This window comes from Pseudomonas sp. 9AZ (assembly GCF_902506525.1).
Taxonomy (GTDB): domain Bacteria; phylum Pseudomonadota; class Gammaproteobacteria; order Pseudomonadales; family Pseudomonadaceae; genus Aquipseudomonas; species Aquipseudomonas peli.
The window spans coordinates 2,902,563-2,920,501 of the sequence record NZ_LR733840.1; the positions used below are offsets into that span (position 1 = coordinate 2,902,563).

Sequence of the window (17,939 nt, forward strand, 5' to 3'; positions counted from 1 at the left end):
ACCTAATGGCCAAAAAGAGCAGCAGCTCTTGGCAAAACCCATACGTCTGCCTACCCTGGCGGCCTTGTCTAAATGCCCAACACGATTGGGCGCAGTCGGGATAACGACGCAATGCTGAAAAGCACACGGGTCAAACTCGGTGACCTGTCGGTAGGGTTTGTCGACAGCCTGGCCGACGCCATGCGCCATTGCGCCGAGGACCCACAACCGCTGCTCGACAGTTATGGCCTGGATGCCGCACGCCTGGCCGAGCCGCGCGCACGGCTGTCGATTCCGCGTTATATGCGCCTGGGCCATAGTGCCATCCAGCAATGCAGCGAACCCGGCCTGGGCCTGCTGATGGGGCAAACCAGCCGCCTGAGCCAACTGGGCCTGGCAGGTGTGACGGCGATGCAGGCACCGACCGTGCGGGAAGCGGCGCGCGCGCTGATTCGCTTTGAGCCGCTGTATGCCAGCAACTACCGTGGCCAATCCAGTCTGCATGAAGACGCTCAGGGCGCCTGGCTGCGCTTCTATTCGATCAGCCCATACAACGCTTACAACCGCTTCGTGGTCGACTCAGTGCTGGCCAGCTGGGCACAGCAACTGTGCAAGTTGGCGCAACAGGCCCTGCCCGTGGAGAAAGTGCAGATCGAATTTCCTGCACCTGACTATGCGGTGCAATACACCGCGCTGTTTGCCTGCCCGGTGGAATTTGCGAGTGAACACAACCAGCTGCGCCTGAGCCAGCAAAGCTTGAACCTATGCAACCCGGAGCACTGCCCAAGCACCTGGCGGCACCTGCTGGAAATCTGTGAACGGGAACTCACGCAGCTGACCCGCACCCGCAACCTGCGCGAGCGCATTACTCAGTTGCTCGGCCCACTGCTGCACGGCCGCGAACCAGACCTCGCCGAAGTAGCCGCGCGCCTGCAGCTACCGACCTGGACCCTGCGGCGCAAGCTGGCCGAGGAAGGCACGCAGTTTCGCAGCATTCTCAACGACACCCGCCGCGACCTGGCCATGGCCTATATCCGCGACACCGAACTGGCCTTCGGTGAAATAGCCTACCTGCTCGGCTTTGCCTCAGCCGAAGCCTTCCAGCGCGCGTTCAAACGCTGGAATCAGCAAACCCCAGGCGAATACCGCCGCGAGCAGCGCCGGGCGCTCTAGCAGCGCTAAAACAGATCAGAGCTCAGTGGCGTCTTCGTCGCGCTCCGGCACATCCTGCTCGGTGGCGCGCGCTTCCAGCAGCTCTTCTTGATAATCGTCCATTGCCTATTCCTCCCACTCGATATGTCAGCGACTGCTCATTGCATAAACAAAGAACATGCCAATCAAGCTAGAGCAGGCAGATGAACGCAAGATGACAGGTTGTCGCGCGACAGCTCTAGCGACGCATGACAAGGAATTGCAGGCAATAAAAAACCCGCTGATATCGCTATCAGCGGGCTTCCTATATGGCGCAGCGGACGGGACTCGAACCCGCGACCCCCGGCGTGACAGGCCGGTATTCTAACCGACTGAACTACCGCTGCATGTCGGTGGACTTTCGTCCGTACAACTCTTGCTTCGTCTGACGAAGCAGCCTTTAGGTCTTCTTCATCTCAGCTTGAGCGAACTCAAACTGGAAAATATGGCGCAGCGGACGGGACTCGAACCCGCGACCCCCGGCGTGACAGGCCGGTATTCTAACCGACTGAACTACCGCTGCGCGTCGGTGGACTTTCGTCCGGTTTCACAAGAGTGGTGGGTGATGACGGGATCGAACCGCCGACCCTCTGCTTGTAAGGCAGATGCTCTCCCAGCTGAGCTAATCACCCGCTGCTTGCGAGGCGCGAAATTTACGCAAGGGCCGCACCTAAGTCAACACCCTGCTTCAAGTTTTTCTAAAAAAGTGCAAAAAACGCTGCCCTTGCCAGGTGCTATCGCAGGGCACGCCGCACCATTATTGCGCCACCCGCAGGCTGAGCCGGGCAGCCACTTTATTGTCCTCAGCACGATCTAACCCGGCTTCAGCGATTTGCACGCCCTGCTCCTGTAGCACTGTGAACCAGCGCAGCAACTGGGCAAAAGGCGCCGGCTGCAGATTGAGCTGCACGGCGCCGTCGCCGGCGTTGTCCAAACGCTCGATGGTCAACCCCTGGGTTGCCGCCGTGGCCGTGACCATGCCTTGCAGCCGCTCCGGATCAATCGCCTGCTGCGGGGTACTGGCCAAGTTGCGCGCCGCCGGCGCCTGGCTATGCAGGTAGGCATTCAACTCGCGCTGCGTTTCAAACGCATTGCGCGCAGCGGCCAGGCGCTCCTGCGTCGGTTGCCAGAGTGTCAGGTAGAGCAACACCAGCAGCAGAAACGCCCCAAGACTACCAAGCGAGAACTGCTCACGCGGCGCCAGAGCACGCCAGCGCTGCAGCAACAGCGAATTATCCAATTGCGCGGTAAAGCCTTTGCCTTGCGGAACCATGCTCATCCTCCGATCACCACGCGCGCGCTGACGCCACTGCCTTCACGGCTGGCTGAGCCCAACTGCACCGCCAAGCCAGTTTCTTGCAAGCGCTCACGCAGACGCTCCAGTTCGGCAAAGCCGGCAGCCTGTACCTGCATGGCCAGATCGCCACGCACCTCACTGAAATCCACCTGACTGATCTGCACCTGGCCGCCCTCAGCAGCCAACGCGCCGCTGACCTGGGCGAGCAAGCCGAGCAAGCGGGTTTGCCCACTGCCCGCGCCTGCCTGCAGATGCTGATCAAACTGCGCACGCAGGTTGACCAGCTTGCTGTCCTGCGGGAACAGCTCCTTGTACAACGCGGCGCTGGCGGCAGCGTATTCATCGGCCTGACGCTGCAGGTGCCAGCCCTGCGCCAGATTGAAGCCCCACTGCAGCACCAGCCACATGCCGACCAGCCCCAGCAAGGGCCGCCAGCGTTGCCAGTGGCCATTACTGCTTTGCACGGCGAACTCGCCCTGGGCCAGGTTGTTGCGCAGCGGCTGTTGAGCGAGCCAAACAAAGGGCTCAGTCACCGCCATGCGTTCATCCACCGGCTGTGGCGCTTGATGCTGAGAATCACACCAGGCCACCTGCGGTTGCACACACAAGGGGCTCAGCTGCGGCCAGTCCTGCGCCTGCAGCGCCATTTGCGAGACATTTTCGCCGCCCAGCAACCAGCGGCCATGCAGCGGCAAGAGCGCAGTACCCGGCCCGGGCAACAGATCGGCATCCACCACAATCGCCTGCGGCGCTGTGGGGCACAACGCCAGCCAGCCGGCCAACCAGCTGCGGCGCACGGCAAACACCCGATGGCGACCATCGGCCAATTGCTCGCCCAACGCCAGGTGCATCAGTTCGACTTCTTCGGCAAGCAGCTCTTCCACCGCAAACGGCAACGCCTGACGCAGCCAGCGGGCTTTGCGCGTCGGCAGGTTAACCGCGCAGGCCGTTACCGCCTCAACGGGCAGGACCAGGGTCCAGCTAGTGCCAAGCTGCATCTGCGCGTCATCAAACGCCAGGGTTTCACTTACCCCGTCGGCCACCCTCTGCACGGGTAGATCCGCCTGCACGCCAGCACAGGCGGCGGGAGGCAGAAATACATAGGTCTGACTCATGGTTCGACTTCCTCAACGGGCGCCGGCGGCATACCGCCCTGCCCCAAATCACGGGCTAGAACATACAACTTGCCATCGCTGGCGCGCTGCAAAGTGCTGCGTAAAACCTGACGGCGCTCACCCACAGTGACCTCGCTGAGCACCTGAAAATATTGACTACCCACAGCCAACCCTTGGCTCTGCACCTGCAAGCCGCTTAGCTGCGCAGTAAAGCTCGGTAAATCACGATAGCCCTCACTGCCCCGCGCGGCGACCAGGCCCTGAGCAGTACTCAGCGGCAACCCTTCAGCCACGCTGGCCAATACCCGCGCACTAGCGGTATTGACGTTGAGCGTGGCATCCGCCGGCAAGGCGCTGACATAGGGCGCCAGGCGCTGGTAATCCGCCTCGGTCATTTCCAGCAACAGGCGCAGCTCGGAGACATCCTTCAACTCGCGGTTGCCTGCGCGATAAGGTGGCTGCGCGAGCAGGTACTGATTGTCTTCCGCACCGTAACCGCCGCCTGGCTGATCGTCGGCATCCAGCCAATCGAGCAGCCGCTCGGCGTAAGGCGCTTCGATCTGCAACCCCAGCAGCAGACGACGAAATTGCGCCACGGCGGCCTCATTAGGCTGGCCCTGACGCAGCAAGCTGTTGAGGTTGAAACGTGCGGTCAGATCGGTGATCTGCACCCGCAAGGCGCCGCCCTCATCCAGGGCAAAGGGCGCTCGGGCTTTGGCCCAGGCCTCGCCCGGATGATCCACCGGCGCACGCGGGTCACCTTCGCGCAGGTCGCGCTGCAGAATGGCCTTGGCCAGGGTCTCGCCACCCAGGGCGTACTGCCAGGCCTGGCGCACATGCAGCTGATTAGCGCTGCTGCGGATCGACAGTTGCTGACGGGCGATAATCCCGGCGCTGACCACAGTGACCACCGCTACCACCAGCAACACGGTAATCAGCGCCATGCCGCGTTGCCGACTCATGAGCGCGGCTCCTCGGGAATATCGCCGCCAGGCTCGGCGGGATCGTCCGGGCTCGGCTCGGGTGCTTGCTGCAAGCGCTCCGGCAAGCCTTCTGGCAAACGCAGCAGACGGCGCAACTCGCCATAACGACGATGCTCCAGCACCAGTTCAACGGCCTGCGGTAGCAACTTGAGCGCATCATCCGGGTTATTGCCCAACGGCGGCCAACTGGTCTGCCAGGCACCCTCCTGATCCAGATAGCGCAGTTGCAGTCGGGTCACCCCATCCAGCGCCTGCTGCACCTGCGGCTGGCTGTCCTGCGCTTGATCCAGCACCGTCCAGTACTGACGCTGCCATTGCTCACCACTGAGTTGCCAGCGCACGCGCTGCAGGCCAGAACGCGGCTGCCCGAGGGGATTGCGCCAGCCGCTGCGAGTCAGTTCCAGGGCAGGGTTATCGAGGTCTTCGCCGAGCAACGCGGCGCGCGGATCACCAAATGGATCACGCGTGGGCCGGGCCTGCACCTGCAACACATCGCGCTCGAATGCGGCCATGGCGCGCACCAGCTCGCGCAGTTGCAGTTCATGGTCACGGGTGACCCTGTCAGTTTGCAGCACGCTGTCGAGCATGCGGTAGGTGCCAAGCCCCAGCAGGGCAAAGATGGCGATGGCGATCAGCAATTCAAGCAGGGTAAAACCGCGCGCGCCCCTCATTGCAGCACCCCGAGAAAACCATTCAGGCTGACCAATGCGCGCTCACGCACATCACCGCCTAAACGCCCCTGCTCTGCGGGCGCGACCCACAGGGTGACGCGGCGCATATCTGCCTCACTGGTGGCCAGCACCTCGCTTTGCCATTGCCAGCGCCGCCCGGCGAAATCCACCTCGCCCTGGTCGCGGCCATCAGCAACCGGAGTCTTCGACAACTGCAACTCCGCCAGCTGGTTGTCGGCGATCCACATGGCCAGGGTCTTTTCTTCCAGGCGCGAGGCGGTTTGCAGGCTGCGCGCGGTGGCGGTCAGCACGCTGGCGGCGACCAGCGCGAAAATTGCCAAAGCAACCAGCACCTCAAGCAGGGTAAAACCGCCCGCGCGTCTCATCATTTGCGCCCTGCCGGCAGCTCGCTCTCAACCTTGGGCAGCTGGAAACCATCGCTGACCAATTGCAGGCGCAGTCCATCGGCGCGGCGCTCGGCCAAGCGCAAACGAAACGGACTGATCTCGCCGCTCGACAGAAACAACAACTGCGGCGTCAGTGCGCCTTTGCTGGATTCTTCGCCCTCTGGCAGCGGCAGCTCCAGCGCCGCACCTTCCAGCTCGACACTCAGCTCGGCCCAGCCCGGCAGCTTATGCGGCTTGGCCGACAAGGCCTTCCAACTCTGTTTCGCCGAGTCGTAGCGCAGCACCTGATAGGCCTCGCGACTGAGCAGCAGGCCGTACTCCTGGTTATCCAGCACCGCTTCCTCGGCCAGTACACCAATCAACCCGGCCAGCCGTTCGGCTTCGTTATGCAACTCGCGCCCCGGACCGGCGATGCCCACGCTGAGCACCGCAATACCGATCAGGCTGCCGAGAATCACCAGCACCACCAGCAGTTCGATCAGGGTAAAGCCCCCAGCCTGGCTCGGTTGCTGGCGCATGGGGATCAGAGGTCCCAGTTACCGATATCGGTATCCTGATCGCTACCGCCTTCCTTGCCGTCGGCGCCCAAGGAATACAGGTCGAAAGCACCCTTGGTGCCCGGCGCCAAGTATTGGTAGACGTTGCCCCACGGATCGACCGGCAGGCGCTTGAGGTAACCGTCGCGGTTCCAGTTTTTCGGCTGCGGGTTGCCAGAAGGTTTCTTCACCAGCGCTTCCAACCCCTGCTGGGTGCTGGGGTAGGCATGGTTATCCAGCTTGTACATATCCAGCGCGGCCGCTACAGCCTTGATATCGCCCTTGGCCACGGTGACCTTGGCCTGATCGGGCCGGCTCATCACCTGCGGCACCACCAAAGCGGCGAGGATGCCGAGAATCACCACCACCACCATGATTTCGATCAGCGTAAAACCGGATTGACGCTTGTTCACTGCTTACCCCACCAATTGATTGAGAGACAGAATCGGCAGCAGAATGGCCAGTACGATCACCAGCACCACCGCCCCCATAAAGACCAGCATAAAGGGCTCGAACAGCCCCACCAGCAGCGCCACCTGGGCACCCAAATCGTTTTCCTGATTGCGCGCGGTGCGTGCCAGCATCTGGTCCAGTTCGCCGGAGCGCTCACCGCTGGCGATCATGTGCAGCATCATTGGCGGAAACTGGCCGCTGGCTTCCAGCGCGCGGGTCAGGCTGCCGCCCTCGCGGACCTTTTGCGCGGCAATCACCACGTCAGCGCGGATCACCCGGTTGGCGATTACCTGCGCACCAATGCCCAGGGCTTCAACTAGCGGTACGCCGCTGCGGGTCAGAATGGCCAGGGTCGAAGCAAAACGTGCGCAGTCAGTGGCACGAATCAAGCGCCCGACCAGCGGTATACGCAGCAAGAAGCCGTGCCAGCGCGCTTTGACTGCATCATCACGCAGCGCCCAACGCAGGCCGAACACGCCAAAGATGACGAGAATCACCGCCAGCCAGCCCCAGCCTTTGACCCAATCGCTCAGGGCAATCAGACCGCGAGTCAGTGCCGGCAGGGTTTGCCCGGAGTCGACAAACACGCGCACCACGTCCGGCACCACATAACCGAGCAGGAAACCGACGATCAGCAGGGACGCGCACATCAGGATCAACGGATAGAGCAGCGCCAGCTGGATTTTCTGCCGCGACTGCTGACGTTGTTCTGTGTAATCGGCCAATTGCTCCAGCACCGGGCCAAGATGGCCAGCATGCTCGCCCGCCGCCACCGTGGCGCGGTACAGCTCAGGGAAGGCCGAGGGGAATTCTTTCAGACTACTGGCCAAGTCATGACCTTCCAGCACGCGCGCACGCACCGCCAGCAGCATGCTTTGGATACGTGGCGAACTGGCTTGAGCGGCGGCCGCGCGCAAAGACTCCTCAATAGGCAAGGCCGCCTGCACCAATGTCGCCAACTGCCGGGTAATCAACGCCAGATCGCGGGCGGAAATACCCCGAGCAAAACTGAAATGCGAGCCTGCACCAACATGTTCACGGGTGCGCGTGGCCTTCACATCCAGCGGCGCCAGTTGCCGTTCACGCAGAATCTGCCGCACCTGACGCGCGCTGTCGGCTTCCAGCACGCCTTTCTGCTGGCGACCTTTGCCGTCGAGGGCGAGGTATTCGAACGCGGCCATTATTCTTCCCCGCTCATTCTTCGCGAGTCACGCGCAGCACTTCCTCAACCGTGGTCGCGCCTTCCAGCACCTTGCGTCGGCCATCCTCACGAATGCTCGGGCCGAGGCTGCGGGCGTGGCGAGTCATGTCCTGCTCGGAGGCGGCGTTGTGAATCAGGGTACGCAGGTGGTCATCGAACACCACCAGCTCGTAGATACCGGTACGGCCGCGGTAGCCCTGCTGATGGCACTCGGCGCAGCCGCGGGCGTGATACAGCGTCGGTGGCTGTGCGAACGGCACGCCGAGCAATTTGCACTCGGCTTCATCGGCCTGGTAGGCCTCTTTGCAATGCGGACAGAGCACCCGCACCAGGCGCTGAGCCAGCACGCCAAGCAAGGATGATGACAGCAGGAACGGCTCAATGCCCATGTCCACCAGACGGGTAATCGCGCCGATGGCGCTGTTGGTGTGCAGGGTCGAGAGCACCAGGTGACCGGTCAACGAGGCCTGCACGGCAATTTCGGCGGTTTCCTTGTCGCGAATCTCGCCAACCATCACCACGTCCGGGTCCTGACGCAGGATCGCGCGCAGGCCACGGGCAAAGGTCATATCGACCTTGGAGTTAACTTGGGTCTGGCCGATGCCTTCGAGGTGATATTCGATGGGGTCTTCGACGGTGAGGATATTGCGTGTGCGGTCATTCAGGCTGACCAGGCTGGCGTACAGCGTGGTGGTCTTACCCGAACCGGTAGGCCCGGTGACCAGCAGAATGCCGTGGGGCTTGCGCACGGTGGCTTCCATCTGATCGCGGTCACGCGGGCTCATGCCCAAGTGTTGCAGGTTGAGACGGCCGGCTTGTTTATCCAGCAAACGCAGCACCACGCGCTCGCCATTGGCCGATGGCAGGGTCGAAACCCGCACGTCGACCTCGCGGCCACCGACTTTCAGGGAAATACGGCCATCCTGCGGGATGCGCTTTTCAGCGATATCCAGCCGCGCCATGACCTTGATCCGCGAGACCAATAACGCCGCCAGTTCGCGCTTGGGCTCCAACACTTCACGCAGAATGCCGTCCACCCGGAAGCGCACGACTAAGCGTTTTTCGAAGGTTTCCAGGTGGATGTCCGAGGCGTTTTCCTTGATCGCCTCGCCGAGGATGGCGTTAATCAGGCGGATGATCGGCGCGTCGTCCTCCTGCTCCAGCAGGTCTTCGGTTTCCGGCACCTGCTCGGCCAATGCCGCCAAGTCCAGGCTGCCGCCGATGTCCTCGGCCAGCTGCATTGAGGCTGAATCATGCTGATAGGCCTTGGCCAGGGCCTGCTCGAAGGCCTCTGCCGACAGCGCCTGCAACGGCAGCTGTGCACCGACAAAACGCTGCGCCTCGCTCAGCGCCACCAGTTCGACGCCTGGGCGATAAACCAGGCTGGATGCACCCTCAACGCTTAACAGCACCACACCATGGCGCTTGGCAAAGCTGAAGGGCAAACGCCGTAAGGGCACTTCGATAAGCAGCGCATTCATTCGTAACATGCCTTTGTCACAATAACCCGACACCACGCAACAGGCGCCAAACGCAGGACAGCTAGCCAGGGTTCTGTGAATTAATTGTTGTAAGTTGGCGGAAACAGCATGAAAACAGCGCACTATCTTTAGCACATTGAGCGGATCGACACACTACCCCAACGGGGGGCTGCCAAATGCCCGGCAAGTGTCTATGATCAGCGCGCGATCCACGCCACATAATAATAAGTTCCGGAGTGACGCCCCTTGCCCCTTTTGGCCTCCCAACGCTGGCTGCAGCGCCATGCCACCACTCTGGTGGGCTCTGCGCTGGTGATCGCCATGAGCGTTAGCCTTGCCTGGCAAAGTGCCGATTGGCTGCGCCTGCTGCGCACCCCGATCAGTGCGAATGACACTTCGGCCACCACCGTGCAAACCGCTGTACAGCCTACTGAAATCGGCCAGCTATTTGGCACCAGCAGCGCAACCAGCGACAGTCCAGCACCCAGTACCAACCTGCGCCTAACCCTGCTTGGCAGTTTTGTACATGCCGATCCACAGCGCTCCACCGCGATTATTCGCAGTGAAGGCAGCACCGCCCAGCGCTACACCCTTAACAGCGAGATCAGCAGCGGTGTGCGCCTGCATGCTGTAGCTGCCGAGCACGTTGAACTGCTGCGCAATGGCCGCCGCGAAAGCCTTAGCTTCCCGCTGAATAACTCGAGCACCGGCAGCCTGCAGAGCAATACCCCTGAGGCCGTGGCGGACCCACTTGAGCAGCTCAGCGAAATGGAATCCGACGACCTGAGCCAATTACGTGAACGCATGGATGCGTTGCGCCAGCAGATGCAGGACTCCAGCACACTGCCGGGCACTGCAGAATCCACCGAACAGCCCTTGGAAACCAACTGACACGATGACTCCGACTCTCTCGCGCCTCACCTTCGCCCTGCTGGCCGCCGGCCTTGCCTTCAGCTCGCTGCCACTGAGTGCTGCCGTTACTGCTGTAGCGCCCAGCGCCAGCCAGCAGGAAGAAAGCTGGACCATCAACCTCAAGGGTGCCGATATTCGTGAGTTTATCGACCAGGTCGCGCAGATCAGCGGGCAGACCTTCGTCGTCGACCCACGGGTCAAGGGCCAGGTCAGCGTGGTGTCCAACAGCCCGTTGACACTAACTGAGGTGTATCAACTGTTTCTCTCGGTGATGGCCACCCACGGCTTCAGCGTGATCACCCAGGGCGACCAGGCGCGTATCGTCCCCAACGCCGAGGCCAAGGCCGATGCGGACGCCGGGCGCAACGCACCAGACCGCCTGGAAACCAGGCTGATTCAGGTCCAGCATGGCTCGGCCACCGAACTGATTCCGCTGATCCGCCCACTGGTGCCGCAGTACGGCCACCTGGCGGCGATCAGCAGCGCCAACGCCATCATCATCAGCGACCGTACGGCCAATATTGAACGCATCGAAGACCTGCTGCGTCAGCTCGACCAGAAAGGCCAAAACGACTACAGCGTGCTCAACCTGCAACACGCCTGGGTCATGGACACCGCCGAAGTGCTGCGCAATGCCGTAGACCGTGGCCAAGCCAAGGGCGCGTCCGGTACTCAGGTGATTGCCGACGGCCGCACCAACCGCCTGATTCTGCTCGGCCCGCCGGCCGCACGGGCCAAGTTGATGGCCCTTGCACAGTCGCTAGACACCCGCACCAGCCGTTCGGCCAATACCCGCGTGATTCGCCTGCGTCATGGTGATGCCAAGAGCCTGGCGGAAACCCTCGGCGAGATTTCCGAAAAACTCAAACCTGAAACCGGTGGTGAAACCACTGGCAAGCCGCAGACCATCCTGATCCGCGCCGACGAGAGCCTCAACGCACTGGTGCTGCTGGCCGAACCTGATGTGGTGGCGACCCTGGAAGACATCGTGCGCCAGCTGGATGTGCCACGCGCTCAGGTTATGGTCGAAGCAGCGATTGTCGAAGTCTCAGGCGATATCACCGACGCCCTCGGTGTGCAGTGGGCCGTGGATGGCCGCGGCAGTACCGGTGGCCTGGGCGGAACCAACTTCAGCGGCACCGGATTGTCTGTGGGACGTGTATTACAAGCCATTCAGGACAGCGGCAGCGATACAGATAACAACACCCTGGCCAACCTGCCGGATGGCGCAATCATCGGCCTGGGCACAGACAGTTTCGGGGTGCTAATTACTGCGCTGTCGGCAAATAGCAAAAGCAATCTACTGTCCACGCCCAGCTTGCTGACGCTGGATCACCAGAAAGCGGAAATTCTGGTCGGGCAGAACGTCCCCTTCCAGACCGGCTCCTTTACCACCAGCGGTTCGGGCGCGGACAACCCCTTCACCACCATCGAACGCCAGGACATCGGCGTGACCCTGAAAGTTACCCCTCACATCAACGAAGGCGCCAACCTGCGCCTGGAAATTGAGCAGGAAATTTCCTCCATTGCCCCCACCAGTCAGGGCGTCAATGCCGTCGACCTGATTACCAACAAGCGCTCGATCAAGAGCACTATCCTTGCCGAAAACGGGCAGGTTATCGTGCTCGGCGGATTGATTCAGGATGACGTGACCCAGGCTGACTCCAAGGTGCCACTGCTCGGCGATATTCCGCTGGTAGGCGCACTGTTCCGCTCAACCAAGGAAACCCGCATCAAGCGCAACCTGATGGTCTTCCTGCGTCCAACAGTGGTGCGCGATGGCGCAGGCCTGGCGGCGTTGTCCGGGAAGAAATACAGCGATATCCGGGTACTGGGCGACGTACGTGAGGACTACCATCCTGGCATTTTGCCGCGCGACCCTGTGCAGCTGTTTGACCAGAACACTCCTGAGGCGATCGACCTGCGCGAGTGATGGTTACGGGTACGTCATCAGGCGACATAGCAATAAAAAAGGCCTCGGTGGATACCGAGGCCTTTTTGTTTACCGCGATGAATCCTTACTTATCTTCGTTACGCTGATGCTTGAAGAACACACCGCTGTCACCGAAGTTAGACGCAATAAAGGCTGAGGTCAGTTCCATCTCGCCAATCTTCACCGCACTGTTGCGCCGTTGTGCGGCGTAGTTGCGGCTGATGGATGGAATGATCGAACTTTTGATCTCCATCGAGGTGGCATACACGTCGTAGACCTTGGTGCCGGCATTCAGGGTCAGCAGGTCCGAACGGAAGTCATGGGCTGTGCTGGCGAAACGATTACGCAGCTCGGTGCGCGGCACAAAGTAAATCTGCGTCGGCGCTTTGGGTTTAGCCACGGCGGCGCCTGCCTGGGTGACTTCTGCCAGGTCGTTGAGCAGCAGCAACGTCGGTTTGAGGCTCACCGCGGAGAACAGGATGGTGGTGCCCAGGGTGTCATTGGCTTCCGGCACCACGTACTGCGACAGCTCGTTGGCGAAGAAGTTATGGTTAGCGCCCTGCCCGCTCAGGGTGTACAGCGCGGACACGTTCTCCGACGGCTTGCCATCGACAAAGGCCTTCCACGCCAGCCCCGGTGCGAAACCACGATCCGCCGGATCACCGGTAACCGACAGCCGCAGCAGGCCGCTGTCAGAGCCCTGGAACAGACCGCTGTAGGGGTTATTGGGCACCGCGACGAACTTGACCTTGGCCATCACACCATGCGGATGAATCGGCTTCTCATAACCGGTCGGGGCCACGTCGCTGCGCACCTTGACCTTGTTCCAGAGGATTGAGCCGATCAACCCGCCAACATTCACCGGCTGCAACGCTGGCAGTTTGTCCGCCGCATACTGGGTGCGCAGCGCGCCGTTGACCCAAAGGTTTTCCTGCTTGTTGGCCCCAGGCCAGCTTTCGTAGTCCGCCGGAATATTCAGCCCCCAGGGTTTGAAGGCGTTTTCCACGCCGGCCAAGCTGGCTTGCAGCTGCGGGTTATGCCGACGCAGCACATCCACCATGGTGGTGTGTTCGACCCAGTCGATCCCTTCCTGGGTGTACACCTCCGGACGGTAATCCTTGGTGTAGAAGCGGTCAGCCATCAGGCGGCGCGAGGCGTTCATGATAAATATCTGGAATGCCGTTTCACCGAAGGCAAAGCCATCAGGACGTACGGTTTCCGCCAACTGACCGACCAGGGTGTCGATTTTCTCGATGTCGTTGTTATACAGACGCTTGAGCTCGGCCAGGGTCGCGGCATCCTTGGTCAGGTCCTCGAACTTGGTGATCGGGTTGAGGCCGATCTGTCGGCGGAACTCGTTATAGCGCGGCACGCCACGCTCACGGTCACGCAACACATCTATGGCGGCCAGGTCGATATCACCCACCAGCGGCATCGACAGGTTACGCAAGAAGTTCGGGTAGTTGTTCAGCGTCAGCGAACCCGGATTGGTGATGCCGAAGGAGTACCACAGGCGCTCCGGGCGCTCGTCGTTGAGCAGATTTTCGGCGTCGCGGTCACGGGTGTTCTGCAGTGCGATGGTGCGCGAAACCTGATTCGAGCCGATGTCATACACCTGCACGTTGTCGCGCATCAGCGGGTGCATGCGGTACACCGCGACAAACTCTTCGGTGAGGGTGAACGGCACGCCGTAGTTGTTCGGCGCGGTGGAGCCGACGATGCCGGTCAGGGCATGGTCGATGGCACTGTTACCAACGCCCGGCGCCACGTTCGGGTCGAAACCGAGGATGCGTTTGACGAAGGAATCGGAGCGTGCCAGGTCCGCCTGCAGCATGCGCACTTCGGCCTGGAAGTCGTCACGCGGGCCGCCCTGGCCGAGCAGGCCCCACCAGTTGGAATACATGGCGCGTTCGGTGATTGGGTTGGCAATCACCGCTGGGGTCCACTCCACGGTGTGGATCTTGGCCATCAGCGCCGAGTTGATCAGGCGTGCGCGGTCATACAGCCACTGGTCGCTCTGCGCCGGGTACTTCTGCTTGAGCTTACTGGCGATGGCGTTGTGTTCGAGGGTGAACAGCTGATGCAGCATGCTCAGGCCCAACCACCAGTTTTCGTTGAACCCGGTGACCGGTTTACCGCTGAGCAGCTCAGTGGGCAAAGTACCGTTGGCGTTGACCTTGAGCTTGCCGTCGACAAACGAGCGCACCTTGTCGTTGGTTTCCTTGCTGCTGCCATATAGCTGCGAGCCGTCCCACCAGTGGGTGTTGTGGTTGCGATAGGTTTGCGGTTTGCCGGCGTCACTGCTGCTGCGGCTCGGGTCCGGTTGAGTGCGCTTGACCGACATACTGCCGCTGCCCAGCACATCGCCCGGGGGCAGCGGGAACTGGATCGGGTCGGCGTCGGCATTCGGGCCGTGGTCGAACCAGTCGTGCACCATAAATTGAATCCAGGCGGCGGCGATAAAGTTCAGGCTCGGCGCCGGCTTGAATTCATCGCGCGCCATCAGGCTGTTACTCACTTCACGCGGGTTGGGGCTAAGCAAGGTGGTGGTTTCGCCCTGGGTCACCGCCGGGTTGACGTTACGGCCAAAGCGCCGATACACCGAACCCTCGGCCGGGTTACTGAGAATGTTGCAGGTACCGTCTTCAGTACGAGCCGCCTGGCTGCGCGCATCACAGGTGATGTTGGCGTTGTAGCCGGCGTAGTTTTCAACATCGAAGAGGTTGTTCTCGAACAACGCCTGGCGTTCAACCGCCAGCACCAGTAGTCCGGAGACTACGCCCAACGTTCCCAGCTTGGTCAAAGCTGGCCAAGTGACCCATACCGACATGGCTAATGCTCCCGTTTTTATTGTTGTACGGACAAGGCGGCTACTGACATAGCAGCGCAGGATCAAGCCTATCGACGGGTACAGCCCATCGCCCCCTTCCAGCGGAGGGGCTATGGCCAATCAGGTGGGCAGAGCGATCTAGTTGAGCGTGGCGCGCGGCCGTACGGCGAGAATCGCCTCGGTGCGGCTGGAGACATTGAGCTTGGAGTAGATGTTTTTCAGGTGCCATTTGGTGGTGGACAAAGCGATACCGGTCTTGTCGCTAATCTGAGTGTTCGACAGGCCGCTAAGCAGGCACTCGAACACCTCCACCTCACGCCCTGTCAGCAGGCCGCCGGCCAGCGTATCAAGAGCCGGCGCAACCTGAATACCCTGGAGAAACTCTGCGTAGTGCTCACGGTAATTGTCCGGTATCACCAATAAGCCGGCCTGCACCAGATCCAGCACCCCGGCGGCAAAACCTGGGGCCTCATCGAATACCGAGCGATTGATATTGACGATGCCATAAGTCTCAACCAGCCCCGCCAAAGCAGCCAGTTGCTGGCCCTTGCTCTGGCTGGGCGCCGCCAGCACCAGGCGGTTGGCTTCGACGATCAGCAGCCGCGCACGCATCTCACTTTGCCGCAATGAGGCCGCCAGCACCTTGAGAATCCGCTCGGCCTGCGCCTGAGCACCGCGTGCCTGCAACCAGTACACACAGGCCAACCCCTGACGTTCCCAACTTTCGTCATAGGCGCGCACGCGCTCCCACTCCCCGGCCTGCAACCGCCCAGACAAACCGTAGCGCTGAGCTACGGCATCCATGACGGCACTCTTACCGCTCAGGTACGCCTGACGCATGCTTTCCTGGACCACCTGGCTGACAAAACGCGCGTAGTTGCCCAACTGCAGAATGCATGAGAGTTGATCGAGCAAGCGGCTGGCCCGCGCTGTCTGCTGCTGGCGATGCAGCAACCGCGACAAGGTGATGTAGACCGTGGCAATCGCTTCGGTGGCCGAGGATGAATTGACCATCGCCATCAGCTCGTTACACAGCTGCTGCGCCTCGACCAGCTGATTCTGCTCATACAGCACCACCACCATGGCCGTGGCGCGATTGACCCAGGCCGGAGACACAGAATCGGTGCCTTGGTAGTCCAGACACACCTGCTTACGCGCATGGGTGGCGCGCCCAGCATTGCGGTGGCAAAGCGCGATAATCAGATCGGTGTAACTTTCCAGAAAGCTGTGTCCACATTGCGCAAGCAACTGCTTGGACTCGCTGGCAAAACGAATCGAATCCTGTAGACGTGCGGCCAATAAATGCTGATAGGCAATCACCGCCAAGGTGCAAGCACGAATTTCCAGGTCTTGCCCAGCACCCAGCAAGTCGCGCCAGGCAGGCGGCGGCACAAAGTCCTTGTCCTGCTCAAACAAGCCCAGCAACAGGGCAAGAAACTGCCGCGTTGCCGGCTCCAGATTTACGCCTGGCGTGGTGTGCTCGAGAGTATCGAGCAACTCAAGGTGGTAATGCGCCTGGTGAAAACGCCGCGACAGTGACAGCGCCGCAATCAGCCAGCCGAGCAACTTGGGTTGCGCCAGCAGCTGCGTCTCCGGCAGCGACTCAAGCCAGCGCAGAATGTCGCCAAACTGCCCACAGCGCACCCATGACGCGCAGCAGTGCTCCAGCAGCCCGAGGAAGATGTGCTGATCGCTACAGTGCCGGGCATGCTGCAACGCCTGCTCGTACTCGCCCAGACTCAGGTAATAGTCGGCGGCGCGGCTGTGCAGCTGATCCAGGCGCGCGTATTCCTCGACCTGCAGGCGGCGGCAGAGAAAATCCTGCAACAGGGCATGAAAACGGAACCAGCCTGGCTGATTGTCCACTGGCAACAGAAACAGCTGGCGCTCAGCCAACTCTTCAAGCAGCAACGCCGAGCCACTGCGCTGCATCACATGATCGCAAAGCGCGCCATCAAAGCGCTCGAACAGGCCACTGCACAGCAGGAATTCACGCAGGTTCGGCGGCAACTGGCGCAGCACCACATGGCCGAAGTAATCGACGATTTCTGGCTGACTGCCGTTAAAGCGCTGCAGCGCCTGAGTGCCGAAGCGCGCATAGGCCAGTAGCGCAATCTTCACCCCCGCCACCCAGCCTTCGGTCATGCCCAGCAGGCTGTCGACATACGCCTGACTCAGCGCCTGACCGCCCAGGTGAGTGTTGAGCTGCTGTACCTGCTCGACCGACAGACGCAGATCATGCTGATCAATACACAGCAGGCGGTTTTCCAACTTCAGCTGGCTCAGGGCAAAGCCTGGGTGGTTACGGCTGGCGATGATCAGGTGGACATGGCCTGGCAGCTTCTCCAGCAGCGCCGCCATCACCTCGAGAATGCTGCGCGACTCGATCCACTGAAAATCATCCAGCACGATAAACAGCGGCCCCTCGACTCGCGCCAGAGCATCAGCGAGCAGATCACCCAACAGCTGCGGCGACAGGCTGGAAGCCACCGCCAGAGGGTTGAACCAGGACGTATCGAAATCGACCACCTGGGCGCGAATGTTGTCAGCCAGACGACGGAAAAAACACAATGGGTCGCTGTCCCGCGCTTGCAGCGGGTAATGCACCACCATCGCAGCGCAACGGCCGCGCCAGTGTTGCAACAGCGTCGACTTTCCCGAGCCGGCCGGGGCCAGCAACAAAGTCAGGGCAAAGCGCTCACTGCGCGCCAACAGCTCCAGCAGGCTCTGGCGGAGCACACCATTGGCAGGCAATACGCATGGCTGAAGTCGGTCCATCAGGCAGACCCTGTTCTTATTATTCTTCGCACGGTCAGACGCCGCACTTGGCCATGGATGCTAGCGCCTGCGCACCTTCAGACTTTGAAGTGCGTCATGTTTTACCCGCAGCTAACCAAAGGATTGCCCACAACCATACGCGCCTGAGAATTTCGCGAGACAAGAGAATGAA

General features: G+C 61.3%; 14 protein-coding genes and 3 tRNA genes. 3 read left to right on the plus strand and 14 right to left on the minus strand.

What is annotated here, in order from left to right:
* The first annotated feature begins 111 nt into the window (after positions 1–111).
* Positions 112–1,152 (plus strand): AraC family transcriptional regulator, encoded by a 1,041-nt coding sequence (locus ALTER154_RS13550; protein WP_372239929.1) that lies wholly within the window; start codon positions 112–114, stop codon positions 1,150–1,152.
* 288 nt (positions 1,153–1,440) lie between these two features.
* Here the strand turns inward: ALTER154_RS13550 and ALTER154_RS13555 are convergent.
* The 12 genes from ALTER154_RS13555 to gspE form a co-directional block, all read right to left on the minus strand.
* A tRNA-Asp gene (locus ALTER154_RS13555) sits at positions 1,441–1,517 on the minus strand.
* Positions 1,518–1,616: 99 nt separating this feature from the next.
* Positions 1,617–1,693: transfer RNA gene (locus tag ALTER154_RS13560), tRNA-Asp, on the minus strand.
* 33 nt (positions 1,694–1,726) lie between these two features.
* A tRNA-Val gene (locus ALTER154_RS13565) sits at positions 1,727–1,802 on the minus strand.
* A 125-nt stretch (positions 1,803–1,927) separates the two neighbouring features.
* The gene (locus tag ALTER154_RS13570; RefSeq protein ID WP_160087837.1) at positions 1,928–2,449 is read right to left on the minus strand and encodes a type II secretion system protein M; all 522 of its coding nucleotides are present in this window, start codon (positions 2,447–2,449) and stop codon (positions 1,928–1,930) included.
* The gene (gene gspL / locus ALTER154_RS13575) at positions 2,446–3,582 is read right to left on the minus strand and encodes a type II secretion system protein GspL (protein WP_160087839.1); all 1,137 of its coding nucleotides are present in this window, start codon (positions 3,580–3,582) and stop codon (positions 2,446–2,448) included. Before gspL ends, ALTER154_RS13570 begins: the two co-directional genes overlap by 4 nt.
* A complete protein-coding gene (gspK, locus tag ALTER154_RS13580; protein ID WP_160087841.1) occupies positions 3,579–4,544 on the minus strand; it encodes a type II secretion system minor pseudopilin GspK in 966 nt (321 codons plus the stop codon). Before gspK ends, gspL begins: the two co-directional genes overlap by 4 nt.
* A complete protein-coding gene (gene gspJ, locus ALTER154_RS13585) occupies positions 4,541–5,236 on the minus strand; it encodes a type II secretion system minor pseudopilin GspJ (RefSeq protein ID WP_160087843.1) in 696 nt (231 codons plus the stop codon). The genes gspK and gspJ overlap by 4 nt, the downstream gene beginning before the upstream one ends.
* Entirely contained in the window at positions 5,233–5,622 is a 390-nt protein-coding gene (gene gspI / locus ALTER154_RS13590; protein ID WP_160090130.1) for a type II secretion system minor pseudopilin GspI, read from the minus strand. The genes gspJ and gspI overlap by 4 nt, the downstream gene beginning before the upstream one ends.
* Positions 5,622–6,161 carry a type II secretion system minor pseudopilin GspH gene (gene gspH, locus ALTER154_RS13595; RefSeq protein WP_160087845.1) on the minus strand — a complete coding sequence of 180 codons (540 nt, stop codon included), beginning with the start codon at positions 6,159–6,161 and terminating at the stop codon, positions 5,622–5,624. The genes gspI and gspH overlap by 1 nt, the downstream gene beginning before the upstream one ends.
* A gap of 5 nt (positions 6,162–6,166) precedes the next feature.
* Entirely contained in the window at positions 6,167–6,592 is a 426-nt protein-coding gene (gene gspG / locus ALTER154_RS13600; RefSeq protein WP_160087847.1) for a type II secretion system major pseudopilin GspG, read from the minus strand.
* A gap of 3 nt (positions 6,593–6,595) precedes the next feature.
* The gene (xcpS, locus tag ALTER154_RS13605) at positions 6,596–7,813 is read right to left on the minus strand and encodes a GspF family T2SS innner membrane protein variant XcpS (RefSeq protein ID WP_160087849.1); all 1,218 of its coding nucleotides are present in this window, start codon (positions 7,811–7,813) and stop codon (positions 6,596–6,598) included.
* Positions 7,814–7,826: 13 nt separating this feature from the next.
* Positions 7,827–9,314 (minus strand): type II secretion system ATPase GspE, encoded by a 1,488-nt coding sequence (gene gspE, locus ALTER154_RS13610; RefSeq protein ID WP_160087851.1) that lies wholly within the window; start codon positions 9,312–9,314, stop codon positions 7,827–7,829.
* Between the two features lie 246 nt (positions 9,315–9,560).
* Between gspE and ALTER154_RS13615 the strand changes: the two genes are divergently transcribed.
* Both ALTER154_RS13615 and gspD read left to right on the plus strand, forming a co-directional pair.
* Positions 9,561–10,205, plus strand: coding sequence for a type II secretion system protein N (locus ALTER154_RS13615; RefSeq protein WP_160087853.1), 645 nt, complete (start codon positions 9,561–9,563; stop codon positions 10,203–10,205).
* A gap of 4 nt (positions 10,206–10,209) precedes the next feature.
* Positions 10,210–12,159 carry a type II secretion system secretin GspD gene (gene gspD, locus ALTER154_RS13620; protein ID WP_160087855.1) on the plus strand — a complete coding sequence of 650 codons (1,950 nt, stop codon included), beginning with the start codon at positions 10,210–10,212 and terminating at the stop codon, positions 12,157–12,159.
* 85 nt (positions 12,160–12,244) lie between these two features.
* Here gspD and ALTER154_RS13625 read toward each other — a convergent pair whose 3' ends face one another.
* On the minus strand, positions 12,245–14,989 hold the full coding sequence (locus tag ALTER154_RS13625) for a peroxidase family protein (protein ID WP_160087857.1): 2,745 nt from the start codon (positions 14,987–14,989) through the stop codon (positions 12,245–12,247).
* 138 nt (positions 14,990–15,127) lie between these two features.
* Positions 15,128–17,767, minus strand: a complete 2,640-nt coding sequence (locus ALTER154_RS13630; RefSeq protein WP_160087859.1) for a LuxR C-terminal-related transcriptional regulator — start codon at positions 17,765–17,767, stop codon at positions 15,128–15,130.
* Between the last annotated feature and the right edge of the window lie 172 nt (positions 17,768–17,939).

Excerpts from the sequence above, each read along its gene's own strand:
- ALTER154_RS13550 (WP_372239929.1), top strand. The coding sequence starts at position 112 with ATGCTGAAAAGCACACGGGTCAAACTCGGTGACCTGTCGGTAGGGTTT.
- ALTER154_RS13570 (WP_160087837.1), bottom strand. The coding sequence starts at position 2,449 with ATGAGCATGGTTCCGCAAGGCAAAGGCTTTACCGCGCAATTGGATAAT.
- gspL (WP_160087839.1), bottom strand. The coding sequence starts at position 3,582 with ATGAGTCAGACCTATGTATTTCTGCCTCCCGCCGCCTGTGCTGGCGTG.
- gspK (WP_160087841.1), bottom strand. The coding sequence starts at position 4,544 with ATGAGTCGGCAACGCGGCATGGCGCTGATTACCGTGTTGCTGGTGGTA.
- gspJ (WP_160087843.1), bottom strand. The coding sequence starts at position 5,236 with ATGAGGGGCGCGCGCGGTTTTACCCTGCTTGAATTGCTGATCGCCATC.
- gspI (WP_160090130.1), bottom strand. The coding sequence starts at position 5,622 with ATGAGACGCGCGGGCGGTTTTACCCTGCTTGAGGTGCTGGTTGCTTTG.
- gspH (WP_160087845.1), bottom strand. The coding sequence starts at position 6,161 with ATGCGCCAGCAACCGAGCCAGGCTGGGGGCTTTACCCTGATCGAACTG.
- xcpS (WP_160087849.1), bottom strand. The coding sequence starts at position 7,813 with ATGGCCGCGTTCGAATACCTCGCCCTCGACGGCAAAGGTCGCCAGCAG.
- gspE (WP_160087851.1), bottom strand. The coding sequence starts at position 9,314 with ATGAATGCGCTGCTTATCGAAGTGCCCTTACGGCGTTTGCCCTTCAGC.
- gspD (WP_160087855.1), top strand. The coding sequence starts at position 10,210 with ATGACTCCGACTCTCTCGCGCCTCACCTTCGCCCTGCTGGCCGCCGGC.
- ALTER154_RS13625 (WP_160087857.1), bottom strand. The coding sequence starts at position 14,989 with ATGTCGGTATGGGTCACTTGGCCAGCTTTGACCAAGCTGGGAACGTTG.
- ALTER154_RS13630 (WP_160087859.1), bottom strand. The coding sequence starts at position 17,767 with ATGGACCGACTTCAGCCATGCGTATTGCCTGCCAATGGTGTGCTCCGC.